Consider the following 20,423-nt stretch of genomic DNA (forward strand, 5'->3'; position numbering starts at 1 on the left):
ATAAAAAATAAAATGACGTGGGATACCAACCATTTTTAAAAAGAAATGAGGAAAAAAGTTTTGAAAAATTTCGCAAAGGAAAATAAAAAAGTCCATGACAGGAGTTCGCCTGTCATGGACAAAAATGCGAGAGCATGAATGAAGTGAGCGGATACTATGCGCTCGTATCCGATGAGTATATCCGGTTGCAGCGAGTTTTCAAGGAAGACAGCCACGGTATAAAAAGGCTTCCTGTCCTTAAATGGACAGGAAGCCTTTTGGCATTACTCCATGGTGACTTAGGGATTCCTCGTCACCGAGCGAAAGGGGGAGGAGCTGTGACTCATATACCCGATTATTTCATGTAATTCCAGAATATCTGCGCGACTTCGCCGCGGCTGGCGGTGCCGGTGGGGTCCAGCTGTCCGTTGCCCTTGCCGGAGAGGATCCCCTCGGCCACGGCCCACTTCAGGCTGTCCGCCGCCCAGGGCGAGATATGCTCCGCATCAGAGAAGATGCTCAGATCTGCCGCTGCGCTGACGTCCTGCTGCTTGTAGCTGGCATAGCGGTACAGAATGGATACCAGTTGCTCCCGGGTGATGGAATCGTTGGGACCGAACTTCTCATCCGAGTAACCGCTGATCAGACCCTTCAGCCGGGCCCAATACACGGCGTCTGCATACCAAGTATCGCCCGCCACATCGGCGTAGGGATAGCCCAGGATCTCGTTATCCAGGCTGGGCTTACCCTCCAGATTGTAGAGGATCTGAGCCATCATGGATCGGGTAAAGGTCATCTCGGGGGAGAAGGTCGTAGAAGACGTTCCAGTCATCAGACCCTTTTCCACCGCATAGGATACCGCCTCGGCATACCAGGCATCGGCAGCCACATCGGTAAAGGGCAGGTCGCCCAGCGGGGTATCGCCCTCGTCGATGCTCGCTGCAAAAGTAGCCTGAATGGTATGATTGGTACGAACATTTTCAAAGGTGTAGCTGGCCACCGCGCCAACGCTCTTGCCATCCACCACCACATCGGCGATTTCAAAGCCCTCGTCGGCGGTGATGGTAAAGGCCTTGTCGCTGTTGTAGTTGACGGACACGCTGCCGCTGGGAGTAATGGAACCGCCCTCGCCAGCACTGGCCGTGATGGTATAGCGGGTCACACCGGAAGAGCCGCCGCCGGAGCTGGAACCGCCCGAACCGGAATCGCCGCTGAACTCTGTCAGACCGAGTTTGGCCGCATACAGGTCCTTGGCAGCCTGATCGACAACGGCCTGGGCAGCCTGGGCGGCCTCCTGGCTATCAAAGTTCTCGCTCTTGGCAACCGCCCGGGCGGCGGTCAGTGCATTCTGAAGAGCCGCCCAGCTGCTGGCGGTGTAATCAGACTCCTTCAGTGTGGACAGGTCGGCTATCAGGGCATTCAGACCGTCGGCAGAGGTGGTGTAGGTGTAGCCGGCCTCGGTGATGACCTGGCGGTAGAACTGGAAGGGGACGGCCTCAGTACCCACATAGTGCTGCTTGGTACCGTTCTCGTGGGCCAGGTAGAGGGTCTGATCGCCCACCGTCCGACTGACCGTGTAGGAGCCGGCGGAGCCGTCCACGGGGATGACGCTCAGAGCCTGGGACTCATCGGTGACAGGTACCTTGCTGCCGGCGCTGGTGGCGGTGTTCAGGTTGAGGTAGCGGCCATCCGCTTCACAGCTCTGGATGGTATAGCCGCTCTCCGCATCCCCGGTGACCGTCCAGGTCTGACGGGTGACGAGGTAGCCGCTGTCCAGGTTGAGGAGGCCATTGGAGACGCTGCCGGTCACCTGATCGCTGGTGGTGCTGCCGCTGGCGTGGTACAGGATCCGGCTACTGTTGCTGTGGAAGATGGCGTATACGCTGCCGGAATCGATACCGTCGTCGTCCAGCGCATAGGTGGTGGAGGCCTCGTGATAGTTCTCTTCCATCTGATCGGTGTACCGGTCGGGCAGGATCACACCCTCGTTCCCCTGGACGGCCACGTCGGCAGAGGCGGTGCGGGTGATGCCGCTGGAGGTGACGGAGGCGGTGATGGTGGAGGTGCCAGGGGCCACGGCGGTGACCACACCGCCTTCCACGGTGGCCACAGCGGGATTGCTGGAGGTCCAAGTCACTTCTGCGCCGGTGGGGGTATAGGTAGCGGTGAGCTTGGCGGTTTCACCGGCCTTCAGATCCACAACGGCCTGATCCAGAGAGATAGAGGGCAGATTCTCCGCACCGCTGAGCAGATACCAGCCCTGTCCCAGCAGGTCGTTTACCGTGAGGGTCTCATACTGGATGGTGTTGGTCTCGTTGCCATACTCATAGAGGATACCGAAGGCGTCCCCCTCGGGCAGCTGGGTCACACAGGAGTAGCTGAAATTGCCGGCGCCCTGATAGCGCGGTTCATCGTCGTTGAGCCAGTGGACTACGTTCTCGCCGTCCACATAGCCGATGCGCACCACACCCTGTTTCCGCTGTACCACCGGGTAGGAGGCCAGGATCAGATTCTCATAGATGGTGTTGTCCGGACCCACCAGAATGCCGTCCAGGTTGATGAAGGAGACCATGCAGCCGTTGCCGGGGTTCCGGCTGCCCAGGGCCATGTCCTTCTGGCAGGTGCCCCAGGTCTCGCCGCCGTCGGTGGAGTCGGCGTAGCTGATGTAGTGGATGGTATTGCGGGAGTACATCCGGAGCGTGCCGTCGGGCAGAAGGACCACCTGAGACTCGCTGGTCTTGCCCACGCCGTTCAGGTCGGCGTTGTGCTGGCCGCGCGTCCAGGTCTGACCGCCGTCATCGGAGTAAATGACGCTGGCCAGCTCGGTGCCGGTGGCATTGTCATACAGGGGAAACACCAGGCGCTCATGGCCCTCATACTGGAAGGAGAGGCCACGGCCGGGACACACGCCGGTAAAGGCCTCATCCTCGGACAGCTTGATGTCCAGGAACTGGGGATCGCTCCACACCAGACCGTCCGCGGTAACGTCGGCGGAGCGGTGCATGATGTAGAACACAGGGTAGGCTTTCCACTGAGAGTTGCGGTAGAAGAGGTTGCTCTGCACCGCGTCGGAGCTCTGCAGCTGGAGGCACAGATCGGGGGTGATGACACCGTCCTCCTCCGTATACACGTTCAGCCAGGCGTCCACCCAGGCGCCGGTCTGGCTGTCGTCCTCTGCCTTGCAAATGGGGTAAAGGGTAATCGCTTCACCGCCAACGACCTGTTCTGCACCGGCGGAGGGGTTGTTGATATCCGCATAATAGGTATAGTCAGCGACCTTCTTGGAGGCGTTGCCGCCGGCCGTGCCCAGGGTCACCAGCAGGCGGCCTGCATCGTCAAAGCCGGAGCTCTCCCAGCCCATCTGATTTCCGTACATCAGACCCACATAGGAGGGGCAGGCATCCACCACCATGTGGACGGTGCCGTCCTCGGCCTGAAGGATGGAGGGATCGATGAAGGAAGCGCTGGTCTGGCCGGTGGCGTCATCGGCCATATCGTCGTAGTAGTTGACCACGTTCCAATCCCAAGTGGCGCCGCCGTCCTTGGAGAGGCTGACGATGGTGTCCAGATTCTGAGGGGAGTCGCCGTCTGTGCGCCAGCGGATGTCGGAGGCCGCCGCGATCCAGCCGTTGTCCATGGTCAGCAGGGCGGGGATACGGAAATGCGTGCTGTTGGTGTCCTCTTTTACGAAGGGCTGACCAGCGCTGGAGCCGGAGGGGGCTCCGGGGGCCATGCTGGGCTCCACCTCGGTCTGCTTGTAGAAATACAGGGGAGTGGCGGAGCTGCTGGAATAATACTGGCCGGAGGTGCCGTGCGAGAGGGCATTTCCGGAAGTATGGGTCACCGTATAGGTGCCATCCTCCAGCAGTGAGATGGTCAGGGTCACCGCCTCCTGGGCAGTGTTGACTTTGCTGCTGGTGGGCTGGGACAGATCCAGATAGCGGCCGCTGTCCACGCTCTGGAGAGTATAGCCGCCCTCTGCGGAAACGATGGTCCACAGCTGACGGGAGACGGCGAAGCCGCCGTTGAGGGTCAGCGTGTCGCCGGCGACCGTGCCGCCCACCTGGTCGGTGGTACCGCTGCCGGTATGATAGAGGATGCTTCCGTTGCTGGTTCCGCCGTAGTAAATGGCGTACACCGCGCCGGAGTCCACTCCGTCGGTGTCCTGCACATACTCGTAAGCGACCGGAAGTGCGGCCAGCGCCGCGGGGAACAGGGAAACCAGCATACAAAGGGCGGTCAGGACCGATGCCAGCTTTCGAAACGTGTGTTTCATAATATTTTCCTTTCTTTCTGGTGTGATATCTGCCATACAGCAGGATGTTTTGCCATTCCTCCTTTCTGCCTGCCTTGGAACATCTGTCTTCCTTGTAGAAAGTGTCACATGATGGGAGACGTTTTTTGTGATCTTCCGGCATATTGCTGAATCCATTGTAACATTTGTGAAATTTATTTTCATTGCATTTTTTATATGAAGATTCCTTTTTTCAACTGTGCAGATTTCTGAAAATTACTTTTCAGAAAAGGGAGCGCTTGTCGAATCTGCGCGGATACGCAGGAACTCGATGCGACCGGCGAGACTGCCAATCGCATCCTTGCGCGGTGGATGTATCCCCGGTATAATGATGGTAATATCCACCACATACAGGGGGAATTGTACCATGAAATGGATCCATCTCTCGGACCTGCATCTGGGCAAGCGGGTCAACGAGTTTTCTATGCTGGAAGACCAGCAGTATATCCTGGCGGAAATCCTCCGGATCATCGACCAGGAACAGCCGGACGGCGTCCTGATCGCCGGGGATGTCTATGATAAATCCGTGCCCTCCGCAGAGGCGGTGGGCCTGCTGGATGACTTCCTGGTGCGCCTGTCCGAGCGGGGCGTGCAGGTTTTTCTCATCAGCGGGAACCACGACTCGCCGGAGCGCATCGCTTTCGGCGGACGGCTTATGACCCGGAGCGGGGTCTATCTGGCGCCTGTGTATGACGGAGTTGTGAAGCCTTTCACCTTTACGGATGAGTACGGACCGGTGCACCTCTATCTGCTGCCTTTCGTGAAACCGGCCCATGTCCGGCGGTGCTTCCCGGAGCGGGAGATCTCCACTTATACCCAGGCCATGGCCGCCGCCATTGAGGCCATGGGGGTGGACACTGCCCAGCGGAATGTACTGGTGACCCATCAGTTTGTCACCGGGGCCGCCCGGTGCGATTCGGAGGAGATATCGGTGGGGGGCTCCGACAATGTGGATGTGTCTGTCTTTGCGCCGTTTGACTATGTGGCCCTGGGGCACATCCATGGTCCCCAGCAGGTGGGGCGGGAGACGGTGCGCTACTGCGGTACGCCCCTGAAATACTCCTTTTCCGAGGCCGGGCACCAGAAATCCGTGACCGTAGTGGAGCTGCGGGAAAAGGGGAACGTATCCATCCGAACCGTACCGCTGACCCCCATGCGGGATCTGGTGGAGCTGCGGGGCACCTACGAGGAGCTGACCTTCCGCGGCTTTTATGAGGGGACAAGCTATCCGCGGGACTATGTCCATATCACCCTCACCGATGAGGAGGACGTCCCCGATGCGGTGCGCAAGCTGCGCATCCTCTATCCCAACCTGATGAAGCTGGACTATGACAATCAGCGCACCCGGACCGCGATTTCGCTGGACGGTGCAGAGGATGTGCAAAAGAAGTCTCCCCTGGCGCTGCTGGAGGAGTTTTACGAGAAGCAGAACGGGCAGCCCATGGGCGAGGAGCAGCGCGCCTTTGCCCGGAGCCTGATGGAACAGATCTGGGAGGGAGAAGCATGAGACCGCTGAAGCTGACGGTATCCGCCTTTGGGCCCTATGCGGGAAGGGTGGTCATCGACCTGGAACGGCTGGGGGAGCAGGGGCTCTATCTCATCACCGGTGACACCGGCGCCGGCAAGACCACCATCTTTGACGCCATCACCTACGCCCTCTACGGAGAGCCCAGCGGCGATAACCGGGACCCATCCATGTTTCGCTCCAAGTACGCCCAGCCGGATACCCCCACCGAGGTGGAGCTGATCTTTTCCTACGGGGGCAAGACCTACACCGTCCGCCGGAATCCGGAGTATGAGCGTCCCGCCAAGCGGGGCGGCGGCACCACCGTTCAGAAGGCCGACGCGGAGCTCACCCTACCAGATGGGCGCCTGGTCACGAAAGCCCGGGAGGTCAACCGGGAGATCATCGGGATCATTGGCCTGGACCGCAGCCAGTTTGCCCAGATCGCCATGATCGCCCAGGGGGATTTCCTCAAGCTGCTGCTGGCCGACACCAAGAGCCGCCAGGAGATCTTTCGGGAGATCTTCCAGACCCGATACTACATGGTGTTCCAGGAGCGGATGAAGCAGGAGGCCGGAAGGCTCCAGCGGGACTGTGAAGCCGCCCGCTCCAGTGTACAGCAGTATATCGGAGGGACGGTCTGTCCCGAGGACCACGTCCGCTGGCCCGACCTCCAGCGGGCCCAGGCGGGGGAGCTGTCCTTTGAGGAGACCGTGGAGCTGATCGAGCAGCTGATCGGTCAGGACCGTGAAGAGGAACAGCGCGTCCAAAAGATCCTGGACGGGCTGGACGAGGAGCTCAAAGAGACTGCCGCCCTGCTGGGAAAGGCGGAGGAGGCCCAGAAGACCCGTGAGAAGCTGGCGGCTGTCTGCAAAGCCCGGGAGGAATTGCTGCCCCGGGTGGAGCGGGCGCAGCGGGCGCTGGAGGCAGAGCAGCAGAAAGCACCTCAGCAGGAGGCGCTGAGCCGGGAGCTGGCCGCCCTGGAAGCGGAGCTGCCCCGGTACCGGGAGCTGTCAGAAAAAGAGCACGCGCTCACCGTCCTGACCCAAAGGATGGTCGATCTGGAGCAGAGTCTGGCCCGTCAGGAGGAGACCTGCCAGAGTAAGGCGCGGGAACTGGAACGGTGGAAAGAGGAGCTTGGTAGCCTGGCCGGCACGGAGACCGAGCAGGAGCGCCTGCTCCGGGAGCGGGAGGAGGCGGAGCGCCGTAAGTCCAACCTGGAAGCTCTGGGAAGTCAAATCAAGGCGTGGCAGGAATGCCTCCGGCAGCTGGCAGCAGGGGAGGCGCGGCGGGTAACACTTGCCCGTCAGCAGGAGCGGGCCGCTGCCGACCTGCTGGAAAAGAAGGGAACCCTGCAAGCCGACCGGGAGACTTACCAGGCGTCGCAGGGCTTGGCGGAGGAAAAACAAGCGCTCCTCCGCCGTCAGGAGCGGGCCCGGGAGAAAGAGCGTGCCTTGCAGGAGCTGGCGGCCCTGTTGGCGGATTGTACCCAGGCAAAAAAGGCCCGCGAGACGGCGCTGGCTGCCTATGAGCGGTCCAGAGGACGGGCCGAAGGGCTGGAGGCAGATTTTCGCAGGAAGAACCGGGCCTTTTTGGACGAGCAGGCCGGAGTACTGGCCCAGGCACTGACGGAGGGGGAACCCTGCCCCGTGTGCGGTTCCTGCCACCATCCGTCCCCGGCCCGGCTGTCCGGCGGGGCACCCACAGAGGTTGAGCTGGAACAGGCGAAGGCTGAGTTGGAGACGGCCCAGCGGGAGGCACAGGAGAAGAGCCTGGCCGCTGGCAGAGCCCACGCCGCCTTGGAAGAGCGGGAGGGACAGCTTCTGAGCCGGATGGCGGCACATATCGAGGCGCCATCCCTTGCAGAGGCGGAGGAGCAGCTGGCTGCCTGCCGGAAGGCCGTGGCAGAAGAGCTCTCCCAGCTCCACAGGGGGCTGCTGGCGCTGGAGGCACAGCTGACCCACCGGGCCGAGCTGGAGCAGGCGATCCAGCAGCAGGAGATCGCCCTAGCAGCTCTGGAAGGGCAGCAGGAACAGCTGCGGGAGGCCCTGGGACAGGCAGAGGTGGCCCGAGGCGTGCTGGACGGCCAGCGGGAGCAGATGGAGCAAGCACTGCACCGCGAGATTACAGCGCATCTGGAAGAATGTCCGCTGGAGGAGGCTCCCGGGCGGATCGACGGGGAGCTGAAGCAGGTGGGAAGCGTGCTTGCCCGGATGGGAGCACAGGAACAGCTTCTCCAGGAAAAGATCCGGCGGAAACAGGAGTTGGACCGGAAGATCCCACTGGCGGAGCAGGAACTCCGAAAGGCGGAAGACTCTGCCGCCAGACTGCGGGAGGAGCGGGCAGGCGCTCAGACCCGGAAAGAGGAGATCACTGGGCAGCTCCAGACCATGCACACCCAGCTTCACTACCCGAATATGGAGGCGGCCCAGGGGAAGATGACCGCGCTGGGAGAGGAGATCCAGCGGCTTGCCGATGTACGGAAGCGGGCCGAGGAGACCGCAAAGACCTGTGAGGAAGAGCTGACCAAGGCTGACGCGGCCATTCAGGAACTGAACCACCTGTTGGAGAACAGCCAGAAGGTGGATGTCCAGGCCCAGCAGCTGCGCGGGGAGGAGCTGACCCGGCAGCGCGGGGAGCGGCTTCAGGCCCAGAAGGCGATCCATGCCCGTTGGATGGCCAATGAGACCGCCCTGCGGAATATGCAGGGGAAAGCGGCGGATCTGGCGAAGCTGGAGAAACGGTATGCCTGGGTGCGGACCCTCTCCAACACGGTCAACGGCAATCTCCAGGGCAAAGAGAAGATCGCGCTGGAGACCTACATCCAGATGACCTTCTTTGACCGCATATTGCAGCGGGCCAATCTCCGGCTGCTGGTCATGTCCGGAGGACAGTATGAACTCAAGCGCCGCCGGGAGGCGGAGAACAACCGCAGCCAGAGCGGCCTGGAGCTGGACGTTATAGACCATTACAATGGTTCGGAGCGCAGTGTCAAGTCCCTCTCCGGCGGTGAGTCCTTCAAGGCGTCCCTCTCCCTGGCCCTGGGCCTCTCAGATGAGATCCAGTCGGCCGCCGGAGGGATCCAATTGGATACCATGTTCGTGGACGAGGGGTTCGGGTCTCTGGATGAGGAATCCCTCCAGCAGGCCCTTCGCGCGCTCACTGCCCTCACGGAGGGAAAACGCCTGGTGGGAATCATCTCCCATGTGGCAGAGCTGAAGGAGAAGATCGACAAACAGATCGTGGTCACAAAGGACAAGTCCGGCGGCAGCCATGTGGAGATCCTGGCGTGATCTGGAAGGAGGTACCATCTGTGTATCGCTATCAAACGTTAGAAGATGTCCCGCTGGGGGAAATCGCCGCTTGCCTCAACCTTGCTTTTTCAGATTATGATATTCCGCTCTGCCTGACCGAGAGAGAGCTGGCCCATCTCTTCCGGACAAGCGGTGTGGATGAAAGCCGGTCCTTCGGAGCCTTTTGCGGTGACCAAATGGTGGGATTTATGCTCCATTCCTGCGGCCTCTATCATGGCCAGGAAGCGGCGTTCAATGTGGGAACGGGAGTGGTTCCGGAGCATCGGGGCAATGGAATCTCTACCGATCTGTTTTCGTTGGCCGAGCAAGTGCTGAGACAAACGCAGATCAAATCTTATTATCTGGAAGTGCTGCAGCAAAATGAGGGGGCCATCCGCCTGTACAAAAAGCAGGGCTTTTCGGTCACGAGAGAGTTCGCAGTTCTTCGCGCGAGTGCACCCACAGGGAGCGCAGAGCGGGGCAAGGTGGAATATATGGAGTTCGACCGCTTTGATCTGGACCACATGGGTCAGTGTCGGCAGATCGGGCCCTCCTATGAGCATTCCACCGGCCTGTTGCGACGAAATCCAGAATTGTATGAGGTCGCCTACCGAAGGGAGGATGGGGTGTCCGCCTTTTGCGTGTTCTCAAAAGCGGATGGACAGATCCTCCAGCTGGGCTGTCGCAGCGTGGAGGAGTTAAAGCCGGTCATCCAATCCCTTCTCTCCAGGGTTCATCCGCTCACCGCAAAGAATATCGATCAAAAGGAGCGGGAGGTCCTGGAAATGCTCGCCGCGCTTGGATTTAAAACGGCAGCAAAACAATTTGAGATGGTAAAAAGAGTCGATTCCTGATAAAATAGGATCATACTTGGTCAAACAATATCCCATCAAAAAGCGAGCCCTCAGGAACTCCGCATAAAAAATAAAGCAGTAAGTCTGAAAAAGGTTTGCTGCTTTTTTATGCCCACAGCACCTCAGAAAAATTTTCGAAAAAATTTGTCCAGAGATAAAACCGAAGGGGGAGGTACGGGATCTTACGGACAGAAACAGCCGAGACGGCAACATCAGAACATGAGAGAAATGGAGTATGAGGTATGAAACAACACAAATTTACAAGCATTGCGACCCTGACCATCGCGCTGAGTCTGCTGCTGACGGCCTGCGGCGGAGACACCCCGGCCCCGGCGTCTGCCTCGGGAGCAGAGAATACACCAGCTGTGTCCGATGAGAAGAGCACCTCTGATGGCCTGAGTCCGGAGATGGAGGCGATCGTCAAGACGGTCAACGCCGAGACGGCGGAATCCGCGGGTGTGTGCGGAGCGGACCTGGTCTGGTACTATAAAGACTCCGTGCTGGTGATCTCCGGAGAGGGGGAGATGACCCATTACGAATTATCTGACAGACCTTGGGAGGACATCGATGATGAAATTGGCCTGATTTATATTTCAGAGGGCGTGACCTCCATTGGAAAAGGGGCGTTCAGGCGGTGTAGCAATTTGAGCCGCGTGGTGCTTCCAAATACCATAGAGGAAATTGGAAGTTCTGCATTTTCAGAGTGTGAACAGCTTGCGGAATTGACGGTGCCGGCCAGTGTAAAGCGTGTTGGGCACCATGGGCTGTCGGGGGAGTCGATCCTGTTTCAGGGAGACGCACCGGAGCCCATAAAGCTGGATTTTGACAATATGGACATTATTGCTACCTACCCAGCCACGGTGACCTACTGCGGAGAGGGATTCGAGCCGTTTATCGAGTATTATCGGGAGGATGCACCAGAACTCACGTGGGTCAAGGGATGAATCCGAAAAAGGAGAGAGATGAGAGATGAAACGGTTTGTGTGGCTGCTGGTGGCCGCGGTACTGCTGCTGAGCGGGTGCGGCAACAAGGAGGAAAAGTACACGGCCTACTGTGAGCAGGGGACCGCCAGCTTATCCCAGCAGGAATATGAGCAGGCGCTGGAGGCCTTTGGAAAGGCGGCAGACCTGCTACCGGATCGTCCGGAGGCCTATCAGGGCCGGGCGGAGGTCTATCTGGCCATGGCAGAGGCGGCAGAAGAGGGAAGTGAGGAGCAGACTTCTGCCTATGCGTCGGCTCTGGCGGAGTATGAGGCGGCCATCCAGCGGGACAGCGGCAACGCGGAGCTGTATCAGAAGGCGATCGAGCTGTGCCGGCAGATGGGAGAAGAGGACAAGCTGCTCGCCCTGCTCCAGAGCGGTGCAGAGGCGACTGGGGATCGAACCCTGAAAGAGGCTCTGGAGACGGAGCGTTCCAGACAGGCGGCTGCCGAAGTGCTCTCCGCCATGCCGTATTACGGGGACATCAGCAAGTGCCGGATGACAGCGGATCAGGCGGTCCTTCTGGGTCTGCTGATCGCCCATGGACTCCAGGGTGATATAGAGCCCTTCAGCGGATACAGTCAGCCGGTGGATCAGGTGGTGTTTTGGAACGATCCCTACACGGTCCAGAGGTATGACGGCTACTACGAGACCGACCGCTCCCTGATGGTGCTGGGAGATTTCTCGGGGGAAGGTCTCCCATATCTCTACTGTTTCAGCAGCCTGGCGGACAATTCTTTTGAGATCTACGGCTGGGATGAGTATGGAAAGCCGGTGCGCATCATCGGCGAGGAGGCGTACAACGGCCGGCAGGAGGGCTATCTCTTTGAGACGGAGAACGGCAAGGTAAAGATGTGTGAGAGTGGCTCTTCCGGGGCGGATAGCCACAGCAGAAGCGTGTACACCTTCCTCCAGGGCCGGGTAGAGGAGAGCGAATCCTACCTGGAGGAGTATATCTATGAGCTGGGGGAATGGAAGATCATCGAGAATGGAGAAGTAAACTACTATACCGAGGAGGAGTGGGCGAACCGGGACGTGGAAGAGCCGGTGGAGGAGGAGAAGACCGAGCGGAATCTCCCATACCGCTCCTTTGAGGAGGTCGTGGCCTGCGCCTGTTCTCCCAGCGAGATGATCCAATACCTCAACCAATACCGGGCGGCCCTCACCGACGGGGATGCCTCTCAGGGTGCATATGCCGCCGAGCACACCGAGGAGGAGCGCATGGCAAAAGACATGTATAATATCATGATGGAGCTGGATCAGATGGGGACCCTCTCCGATATCAGCGACCCGGAGATGCCGTGGGGACTCACGCTGGACTATGCCCGCCTTCTGGATATGAACGGAGACGGCATGAAGGAGCTCATCCTCGTCTCCCAAAACGACACCTCATACACCAACGCCTTCCTGGTGCAGTGGGCGGACGGACAGATCCAGGCCAATTGGCTCGGAACCGGACTGGATGCCGCAGTATCTCTGGTGCGGGAGAAAAGCAGCGGGGAATACGCCTTACAGATGGTGGAGTATCAGGGCCCACAGCAGCATACCTGCACCTTTGCCGACCGGACGGACTCCTTTTCCCTGGGGATCGGGCCGGGCGATGAATCCAGCCAAGAGGAGTATGACCGGCTGTATGCGGCCTATGAGGCCAACTGCGCCCGATATGAGGTAATCGAGGATATCCTCAACGGAGACAGTCAGGTGGAGGAGAGCTTGGAAGAGCTGCGCGCCATGATGACAGGAGGCAACTGACGCCATGCTTCCTACCGGCCTGACCTACCCGTTTCCGTTTTGCGGATAGAGAAGATCTTATCAAAAAGAGGAGAGAAGAGAACATGAAGAATGCAAAGGGAATCTGCTTGACACTGGCACTGTGTATGGGGCTTTCACCCGTGGCCTCGGCGGCCACCTCCATTCAGGCCGCACCCAATCAGAGCAAGATCTACGTGGATGGAAAGGAAGTACGCTTGTCAGCCTATACCATCAAGCAGAACAACTACTTCAAGCTCAGAGATCTGGCCTATGTCCTCTCGGGCAGCCACAAGCAGTTTGATGTGACCTGGGACAACGGGATGGGAGCGGTGAAGATCGTCCCCAATCGGGCGTACAGCACGGCGGGGCATACGCTGACCTCCTCTGCCGGCGCGGGAAAGGCCACCCCCAGCTTCAATACCTTCCTCTATGGCGGAAAGGAGATCGCGCTGACCGCTTATGACATCGGCGGAAACAACTTCGTCAAGCTGAGAGATGTGGGAAAGCTCCTTAACTGCTCGGTGGAGTGGGATGCCGCGGCGAACGCCATTGTGGTGGACAGCTCTAAGGGATATACGGAGGAGAGCGGCCTCAGCCAGGAGGCGAAAAAGGCCCTGCAGCGGGTCACCTACTACGGAGACCGGAGCAAGTGCACCATGTCCCAGAAGCAGATGGAGGCCTATGGGCAAAAGCTCCTGGATGAGTGCGGAGATATGTATGAGACGCCGGAGGAGACGGATGTGTTTCTGGCCGACCTGGAGAACAACGGGAACCCCTATCTGGTGGTCAGCCGTCCCGCGCCTGGGGTTGGAGCATATGCGCCGGTGGTCTACGGCTATGTCAACGGCAAGGTCCAGATGCTCTGCGACTGCTGGGACGGCAGCGCCAGCGGTGGCCGTGTGAGCTGGCTGAAGGATGGCCGGGTGCTGTATACGGAGTGGGAGACAAACGACACCACGGGCTATGGGAACGACATCAGCAACGAGTACTATACTTTCTTCAACGGAGAACTGGTGGAGTACACCGAGCCGAAGAAGGGGGACTGGGGATCGGAGCAGGCCAGCCCGACCTTCAATGAGCTGTGCTATCCCGGCTTTGAGGAGAGCGAACGCTGCACCAATGTGATCGAGGCGGGCAATGCCCTCCTGGAGGCCGGCCGCGGCTCCGTCCAGACGGAGCGGTCCAAAATGGCGGCGGCCATGCTGGAAAAGCTCAATTCCTCCAATTATGCCAGCCTTGCGCAGGCCCAGCTGATCGATCTGAATGGAGACGGGATGGAGGAGCTGTTCGTTCTGGACTCTTTTTCGGCCAACCTCTACTATTGGCAGAACGGGAAACTCATGAGCAAGGAGACCGGGATCTGGGCCGGAGGTGCGCTGAACTGGTATCTGTGCCGGGATACTGCCACCGGAGAGCTGGGCATTGAGTATGAAAGCATCGGCGGAGGAGATTTCTCGGGCGGCAGCCATACCTTCTACTACCTCTCGCACACCACAGAGACTACCCAGGCGGAGTACGAGGCAGCGGCTGCGCGCAATGTCCGTATGGAGGCTTTGGGGGGAGATACCGTATCTGTGACCAATCACCGGGATGAAACCAGAGCTGCCCTTCAGGCCATGCTGAAGTGATACATATGGGATCGGCCTGAAAAAGGAAAAGCGCCGCCCCTGCCGGATCGTTCGGCGGGGGCGGCGCGCTGTTATCGAGGGGGGTGTGCAGCATGGAAAGGATTCCGGCGGCGGGGACGGAAAAATCTGTTTTTTGAAGGCCGCTCCTCCAGGAGAAGGCACCTCCCATGTTTTCTGTGTCCGTCTTACCGCCGCCGGCGGGAGCATTTCTGCCCACACCAGTAAGAGGCGGAAGGGGTGGGGGACGGTTTTATTTTTTCTATTTTTAAGGCGGAGTTTTGAAGGTTAGCCCCGGATTTCCTCGCCGATTTCCTGGAAAATCTCTGCCTCGATGGCTTTAATCTGCTCCAAGGTGCCCAGTGGAAGCTCGGGCGGGATGGTCATTCCATCATATTGATTCGGAACAAAGCACATCTCCAGGCTGGGGCACTGGAGCAGCGGCGTCAGATCCACCGGGGGGCCGTCGTAGGAGAGTTCGATCCCGCGCAGTTGGGTCAGCTGGGCCACTGGCGTCAGATCGGTGTCTTCTACCGCATTGAGATTCACATATTCCAGGGCGGGCATATAGGACAGAATGTCCAAGGGAGTCAGAAAGTTGGAACCGCCGGGCAGGGTCAGGATCTTCAGATAGGGGAGTTCCGCCGTGGTCTCCAGTGTGATGTCGATGTCCGAATCCCCCCAGTAATCCAGAAAACGCAGCTGGGTCAGCTGGGAGACATCCAGGGTGGTGTCGCTCTCTGAAAACAGGGACAGACCCATCAGCGAGGTCTTGGTTTCAAGCAGAGTAAGGTCTATCCCAGGTTCTGTGTGGAGATACAGGGCGCGCAGATTGGGCAGGCGCTTCAGAAAGGACAGGTCCTCGATACCGGGCGCGTCCAGCTCATCCGTGTTGACCCAAGCTGTCTGGATGGACTCCTGCTCCGGCAGAGAGTCCAGCAGGGCACCCCCGTCTGTCACTTGGTAGTCAATCCGGCTTAGTTCAGAGAGAAGGGTGATGTCCTCCAGACTGCTCACCAGCTGAGTGCCCTGGAGGGCTTCCCCCGATGTTTTTGTTGTCATGCCGTCGTCCAGGATCCAGAGCTGTTTGATCTGCTCCAGATCGCTCGCTCGAATGGCCCCGGAAGGCTTGTCCAGAATGATCCGGATGTTCTGCTCGAAGACTGGATCTGAGAAGGTTACCGCCGGCTGGCTGAGGGCGATCCCTGTGCCGCCGGCCAGGACCGCGCCCGCCGTTACACCAGCCGCGATCTTCAGCTTCACCGCTCCGACCGCACCCTTGGCCGCGGCACTTGCACCACCCGCTGCGGTCTGGCTGCCCGCTGCCGTGGAGGCTGCCCCGGCGGAGGCGGTAGCCACGCCCGCGGTACCCATGCCAGCTGCAATGTTCTGCCAGATATGGAGGAGCGAGTCCGGGTCGGGCACTTCCGATCCCACGCAGGCGAAGAGAGGACCAATGGGCACCAGGGAGTGCAGGCGGATGCCGTCCCGGGCCTCCAGGGCCAGGACTCCCTCCTTCAGCTTTTTCCGCCCGTAGTTCAGGCGGCTTTTTACCGTTCCCTGTGTGCAGGCCTGGATTTGGGCGATCTGCTCCACAGAGCATTGGGAAAAATAGTAGAGGATGACACATTCCCGCTGGGCCTCGGGCAGACTGTCCACCAGTTCGGCCATCAAGCGCCGGGTCTCCCCACTGTCTACGACGGCTTCCGGAAGAAGCTTTTCATCCGGATCGGGGAGCGCGTCAAAATAATCTGTCTCCTCGTCCTCCGACCCGGGGGAGGCAAAGCGGCGGGCCTGGTTGTGGAGCTTGCGGCAGCGATTGGCGGCGATCTGGAAGATCCAACTGAGAAAGGCGTCGGGATTCCGGAGTCCCTCCAGATTTTGCAGGGCAGACAGATAGCTCTCCTGCACTACATCCATGGCCTCATCCGGATTGCCGGTCAGCCGCAAGGCCAGTGCATAGACTCTCTGATTGGTCGCCTGATACAGTTCTCCCATCGCTGCCGGGTCTCCCGTCTTGGCCCGTTCCACCAATGTACGAAGCTCCATCTCTCGTTCTCCCTCACTGTTTTCTATGGATGAGATGCCTCCGGGACCCCGTGATCCCGGAGAGCAGGACTCATGACCATTTTACAACCGGATTATATCGAATCTTCCTCTGCTTGGCAAGGATAGGAACCGACCGATAGAATGACCCCCTATCTGATTTACAGATAGGGGGTCATTTTTGGAAGAAAGACGAAAGGGAAGCTCAGTCCAGGCTGCGGTACACCTCGTCGGTGACTGCCTCCAGCCATTCGTTGGAGCAGTTCTCGCCGGGGACCTCCAGGGCCAGATGGGAGAACCACTGGTCCGAGGCCGCGCCGTGCCAGTGCTTTACGCCGGTGGGGATGTTGACCACATCGCCGGGACGCAGCGCCCGGGGCGCCTTGCCCCACTCCTGGTACCAGCCCTGTCCGGCCACACAGAGGAGGATCTGTCCGCCGCCCTGATCGGCATGATGGATGTGCCAGTTGTTGCGGCAGCCGGGCTCAAAGGTCACATTGTACACTCCCACCTGACTGGTGGAGAGGGGGTGCAGGTAACTCTGGCCCACAAAATACTGGGCAAAGCCGTCGTTGGGGGCGCCGATGGGGAAGACCATCTCCTGCTGATGCTGCGCCTTGCCGTCCTGGGGCGCATCCTCTGCCCAGACCTCCTTTGCCATGCGGAAGGCGGCCCAGGCCTTGGGCCAACCGGCGTAAAAGGCGGCGTGGGTGAGGATCTCCGCGATCTCTTCCCGGGTGATGCCATTTTGCCGGGCCGTGGTCAGGTGGTACTGGAAGGAGCTGTCCACCAGCCCCTGCGCCATGAGGGCGACCACGGTGACCAGGGAGCGGTCCCGCAGGGACAGCTGATTCTCCCGGCTCCACACCTGGCCGAAGAGCACATCGTCATTCAGTTGAGCGAATTGGGGAGCAAACTCCCCCAAAGCGTCTCGGCCCGCGGTCTGTTTCACTGCCATATCAAGTACCTCCTATGCAAGCGAAAATGTGATCTGCACAGCTCCGTCGCCCAGCTTCTCCTGTAAGCCGGCGGGATCTGTGATCCGGGCCAGCCGGGTAAAGCTCCAGGTGTTGGAGCCATAGTAAATGGTGATCTGATTGCCCTGGTAGAGGATCACGTCGCCCGGCTCCGTCGTGATCTGCTGATCGCTCCGGGACAGCGTTGTGCCCAGCGGGCCGACCTTCTCGAAGCCGCCGTAGTCCTCCATTTCAATGGTCAGCGGTCCCTGAGTCAGAAGGGCCTGGAACTCCCGGGCGGAGGGGTTATCCTCAAAGGTAGCCAGCAGCTCATGACTGCCCACCGTGATGTGTAACATAGGTTCCTCCTCGCTGGGCTGAACTTCCGCGGAGGGATGGGAAATGGGGCTCTCAGTACCGGAAACCACCGCCTGTGGCGGAGGACTGCCGGAGTCCGCCGGGACCGCGCTGCTCCCGCAGGCGGAAATCCCAAGGACGGCGAGAAGTATGCAGAGAAGTCTCAAAAAAATCCCTCCTCCCGCAGGTGTTTACTTCAGATATTTCCGGAAGAACGCCTCGATCCGGTCAAAGGGAATGATGTCCTTTCGGTCGTAGAGGTCGGTATGGACCGCGCCGGGGATGAGGAGCAGTTCCTTGTTTTCGGCATCGGGATTGTCCTTTACCATGTCGGCAAAGGCGTCCTTGCTGAAATAGCAGGAGTGGGCCTTTTCGCCGTGAATGACCAGCACCGCGCTGCGGATCTCATTGCTGTACCGCAGGATCGGCATGTTCAGGAAGGACAGGGTGGAGGTGGTGTTCCAGCCGGCATTGGAGTTGAGGGACCGCTCGGCATAACCCCGCTCCGTCTTGTAGTAGTCGTAATAGTCCTTCACAAAGAAGGGCGCATCCTCGGGCAGGGGGTCCACCACACCGCCCGCGCGGGCATAGGTGCCGCTCTTGTAGTCCGCCGTCCGCTGGGCGTTGAGGGCCTGCTTCATCTCATAGCGGGCGTCGGCGCTGTCGGCGGCGTCAAAGTAGCCCTTGGCATTTACCCGGGTCATGTCGTACATGGTAGAGGTGACGGTGGCCTTGATGCGGGTATCCATGGCAGCGGCGTTGAGGGCCATGCCGCCCCAGCCGCAGATCCCCAGGATGCCCACCTGTTCCGGGTCTACAAAGTCCCGGGTGGAGAGGAAGTCCACCGCAGCGGAGAAGTCCTCGGTGTTGATGTCGGGGGAGGCCACATTGCGGACCTCGCCGCCGCTCTCTCCAATAAAGGAGGGGTCAAAGGCCAGCACCGCAAAGCCGCGGCTGGCCAGCTCCTCGGCGTACAGCCCGGCACACTGCTCCTTCACCGCGCCGAAGGGGCCGGCCACTGCCAGGGCGGCCAGCTTGCCTTCCGCCTCTTTGGGCAGGTACAGATCGCCTGCCAGCTCGATGCCGTAGCGGTTGTGGAAGCGTACCTTTTCCCGCCGGACAGTATCCCGCAGGGGGAAGGAATAGCCGTTATATTTCGAATGCATGGTTGATCTCCTCCTCGCTTAAATGCCGTATGATTTTGGCGGGCACGCCGCCCACAATGGTATTTTCCGGAACGTCTTTGGTCACCACGGCACCAGCCGCCACGATGGCCCCGTCTCCGATGGTCACACCGGGCAGAATGGTGGCATTGGAGCCGATCCAGACATGGTTCCCGATGTGGATGGGAGCGGGGATCATGCTCCCGCGATCCTTGGGGGACATGGCATGGTTCAATGTGGCCAAAACCACGTTGTGCCCGATCAGTGCGCCGTCCCCAATGAAAATACCGCCCTGATCCTGGAACTTACAGCCCATGTTGATAAAGACATGGGAGCCAATGTGGATGTTTTTGCCGCAGTCGGTATAAAAGGGTGGGAACAGCCCGAAGGTCTCATCCACCGGAGCGCCGATCAGCTGGGAGAAGAGGCGGCGCAGCTCCTCCGGCGTATGGTAGCTTCCGTTGATCTCGGCGGTGAGACGCAGCGCCTCCTGGCTGACGCCGTGCATGAACTGATGGGCCTCGCTGCCGCCCGGCACCGGCTTTCCGCTGTTCAGATGCTCCAAAAATGCTTCTAAATCCATATTGCACTTCCGATCCATAGAATTTCTGGTTTTATTGTAGCACTCGTGAAGTTGGATAACAAATACCTATATAGAATATCTTAGTATGCTTGAAAACTATATCTGCTCTGTGCTATCATCAGACCATTCGGAGGTGAAGCGAATGGAATTGCGTGTGCTGCAATATTTCTTGGCTGTGGCGCGGGAGCAGAGTATCTCCGCGGCCGCCCAGTCCCTGCACCTGACCCAGCCCACCCTCTCCCGGCAGCTCAAGGAGCTGGAGGAGGAGCTGGGCAAGCAGCTGATGATCCGGGGCAGCCGGAAGATCACCCTCACCGAGGACGGCATGCTGCTGCGGAAGCGGGCGGAGGAGATCCTGGAACTGGTGAGCCGGACAGAAAAAGAGGTCATGTGGTCGGAGGAGACCATCAGCGGGGATGTCTATATCGGTACCGGCGAGACCGATGGGGTGCGTCAGCTTGCCAGAGCCGCAAAGGAGCTGCAGGAAAAGCATCCCGGCATCCGCTTTCACATCGTCAGCGGCGACGCGGTGGATGTGTGCGAGCGGCTGGACAAGGGGCTGCTGGATTTCGGGGTCCTTCTGGGGGACATGGACAAGAACAGGTATCACTATATTGAGCTGCCCATGAGGGACACCTGGGGTGTCCTGATGCGGCGGGACAGCCCCCTGGCCGGACGGGAAACCATCGCGCCCCGGGATCTGTGGGACAAGCCGCTGCTCCTCTCCCGGCAGGTGGACAATAAGAGCGGGCTGTACCGCTGGCTCCGGAAGGAGCCGCCGGAGCTCCATACGGTCGCCACCTACAATCTGATCTACAATGCCTCCCTGATGGTGGATGAGGGGATGGGGTATGCCCTTGCCCTGGACAAGCTGGTGAATACCACCGGCAGCCATCTCTGCTTCCGGCCCCTGGAGCCGAGGCTGGAGCTGCGGATGTACCTGGTCTGGAAAAAATCCAGGATTTTCTCCAAGGCGGCCGAGCTGTTCCTGGAGCATCTGCAGGAGCACTTGGACCAAATTCAGGCGGACGTCTGA

General features: G+C 59.7%; 13 protein-coding genes. 7 read left to right on the plus strand and 6 right to left on the minus strand.

Going from position 1 to position 20,423, the window contains the following annotated elements:
• Positions 1-334 precede the first annotated feature (334 nt).
• Positions 335-4,255 carry an S-layer homology domain-containing protein gene (locus INF37_RS14735; RefSeq protein ID WP_193539211.1) on the minus strand — a complete coding sequence of 1,307 codons (3,921 nt, stop codon included), beginning with the start codon at positions 4,253-4,255 and terminating at the stop codon, positions 335-337.
• Positions 4,256-4,640: 385 nt separating this feature from the next.
• Here INF37_RS14735 and INF37_RS14740 point away from each other — a divergent pair, with 385 nt between their 5' ends.
• The 6 genes from INF37_RS14740 (at position 4,641) to INF37_RS14765 (ending at position 14,285) form a co-directional block, all read left to right on the plus strand.
• Entirely contained in the window at positions 4,641-5,780 is a 1,140-nt protein-coding gene (locus tag INF37_RS14740; RefSeq protein ID WP_193539213.1) for an exonuclease SbcCD subunit D, read from the plus strand.
• Complete coding sequence (locus INF37_RS15895; protein WP_193539215.1) at positions 5,777-9,070, plus strand: AAA family ATPase; 3,294 nt, start codon at positions 5,777-5,779, stop codon at positions 9,068-9,070. The genes INF37_RS14740 and INF37_RS15895 overlap by 4 nt, the downstream gene beginning before the upstream one ends.
• 20 nt (positions 9,071-9,090) lie before the next feature.
• Entirely contained in the window at positions 9,091-9,924 is an 834-nt protein-coding gene (locus INF37_RS14750; protein WP_193539217.1) for a GNAT family N-acetyltransferase, read from the plus strand.
• A 242-nt stretch (positions 9,925-10,166) separates the two neighbouring features.
• Positions 10,167-10,868, plus strand: coding sequence for a leucine-rich repeat domain-containing protein (locus INF37_RS14755; protein WP_193539219.1), 702 nt, complete (start codon positions 10,167-10,169; stop codon positions 10,866-10,868).
• Positions 10,869-10,893: 25 nt separating this feature from the next.
• On the plus strand, positions 10,894-12,657 hold the full coding sequence (locus tag INF37_RS14760; RefSeq protein ID WP_193539221.1) for a tetratricopeptide repeat protein: 1,764 nt from the start codon (positions 10,894-10,896) through the stop codon (positions 12,655-12,657).
• An 83-nt stretch (positions 12,658-12,740) separates the two neighbouring features.
• Complete coding sequence (locus tag INF37_RS14765; RefSeq protein ID WP_193539223.1) at positions 12,741-14,285, plus strand: hypothetical protein; 1,545 nt, start codon at positions 12,741-12,743, stop codon at positions 14,283-14,285.
• 285 nt (positions 14,286-14,570) lie between these two features.
• On the opposite strand, the gene INF37_RS14770 is transcribed toward INF37_RS14765, so the two are convergent.
• The 5 genes from INF37_RS14770 to INF37_RS14790 all read right to left on the minus strand — a co-directional run bounded on the left by INF37_RS14770 (position 14,571) and on the right by INF37_RS14790 (position 19,387).
• The gene (locus INF37_RS14770; protein ID WP_193539225.1) at positions 14,571-16,331 is read right to left on the minus strand and encodes an RNA polymerase sigma factor; all 1,761 of its coding nucleotides are present in this window, start codon (positions 16,329-16,331) and stop codon (positions 14,571-14,573) included.
• Between the two features lie 202 nt (positions 16,332-16,533).
• The gene (locus tag INF37_RS14775) at positions 16,534-17,286 is read right to left on the minus strand and encodes a carboxymuconolactone decarboxylase family protein (protein ID WP_193539228.1); all 753 of its coding nucleotides are present in this window, start codon (positions 17,284-17,286) and stop codon (positions 16,534-16,536) included.
• Between the two features lie 12 nt (positions 17,287-17,298).
• Entirely contained in the window at positions 17,299-17,643 is a 345-nt protein-coding gene (locus tag INF37_RS14780) for a cyclophilin-like fold protein (protein ID WP_235964371.1), read from the minus strand.
• Between the two features lie 189 nt (positions 17,644-17,832).
• Positions 17,833-18,807, minus strand: coding sequence for an alpha/beta hydrolase (locus INF37_RS14785; protein WP_193539232.1), 975 nt, complete (start codon positions 18,805-18,807; stop codon positions 17,833-17,835).
• Positions 18,791-19,387, minus strand: a complete 597-nt coding sequence (locus tag INF37_RS14790; RefSeq protein WP_101693198.1) for a sugar O-acetyltransferase — start codon at positions 19,385-19,387, stop codon at positions 18,791-18,793. Before INF37_RS14790 ends, INF37_RS14785 begins: the two co-directional genes overlap by 17 nt.
• A 142-nt stretch (positions 19,388-19,529) precedes the next feature.
• Here INF37_RS14790 and INF37_RS14795 point away from each other — a divergent pair, with 142 nt between their 5' ends.
• The gene (locus INF37_RS14795; protein ID WP_193539234.1) at positions 19,530-20,423 is read left to right on the plus strand and encodes a LysR family transcriptional regulator; all 894 of its coding nucleotides are present in this window, start codon (positions 19,530-19,532) and stop codon (positions 20,421-20,423) included.

The organism is Pseudoflavonifractor gallinarum (assembly GCF_014982855.1).
Classification (GTDB): domain Bacteria; phylum Bacillota; class Clostridia; order Oscillospirales; family Oscillospiraceae; genus Pseudoflavonifractor_A; species Pseudoflavonifractor_A gallinarum.

Coding starts and splice junctions, on each gene's coding strand:
- INF37_RS14735 (WP_193539211.1), bottom strand. CDS start 4,255: ATGAAACACACGTTTCGAAAGCTGGCATCGGTCCTGACCGCCCTTTGT.
- INF37_RS14740 (WP_193539213.1), top strand. CDS start 4,641: ATGAAATGGATCCATCTCTCGGACCTGCATCTGGGCAAGCGGGTCAAC.
- INF37_RS15895 (WP_193539215.1), top strand. CDS start 5,777: ATGAGACCGCTGAAGCTGACGGTATCCGCCTTTGGGCCCTATGCGGGA.
- INF37_RS14755 (WP_193539219.1), top strand. CDS start 10,167: ATGAAACAACACAAATTTACAAGCATTGCGACCCTGACCATCGCGCTG.
- INF37_RS14760 (WP_193539221.1), top strand. CDS start 10,894: ATGAAACGGTTTGTGTGGCTGCTGGTGGCCGCGGTACTGCTGCTGAGC.
- INF37_RS14765 (WP_193539223.1), top strand. CDS start 12,741: ATGAAGAATGCAAAGGGAATCTGCTTGACACTGGCACTGTGTATGGGG.
- INF37_RS14770 (WP_193539225.1), bottom strand. CDS start 16,331: ATGGAGCTTCGTACATTGGTGGAACGGGCCAAGACGGGAGACCCGGCA.
- INF37_RS14775 (WP_193539228.1), bottom strand. CDS start 17,286: ATGGCAGTGAAACAGACCGCGGGCCGAGACGCTTTGGGGGAGTTTGCT.
- INF37_RS14780 (WP_235964371.1), bottom strand. CDS start 17,643: ATGTTACACATCACGGTGGGCAGTCATGAGCTGCTGGCTACCTTTGAG.
- INF37_RS14785 (WP_193539232.1), bottom strand. CDS start 18,807: ATGCATTCGAAATATAACGGCTATTCCTTCCCCCTGCGGGATACTGTC.
- INF37_RS14790 (WP_101693198.1), bottom strand. CDS start 19,387: ATGGATTTAGAAGCATTTTTGGAGCATCTGAACAGCGGAAAGCCGGTG.
- INF37_RS14795 (WP_193539234.1), top strand. CDS start 19,530: ATGGAATTGCGTGTGCTGCAATATTTCTTGGCTGTGGCGCGGGAGCAG.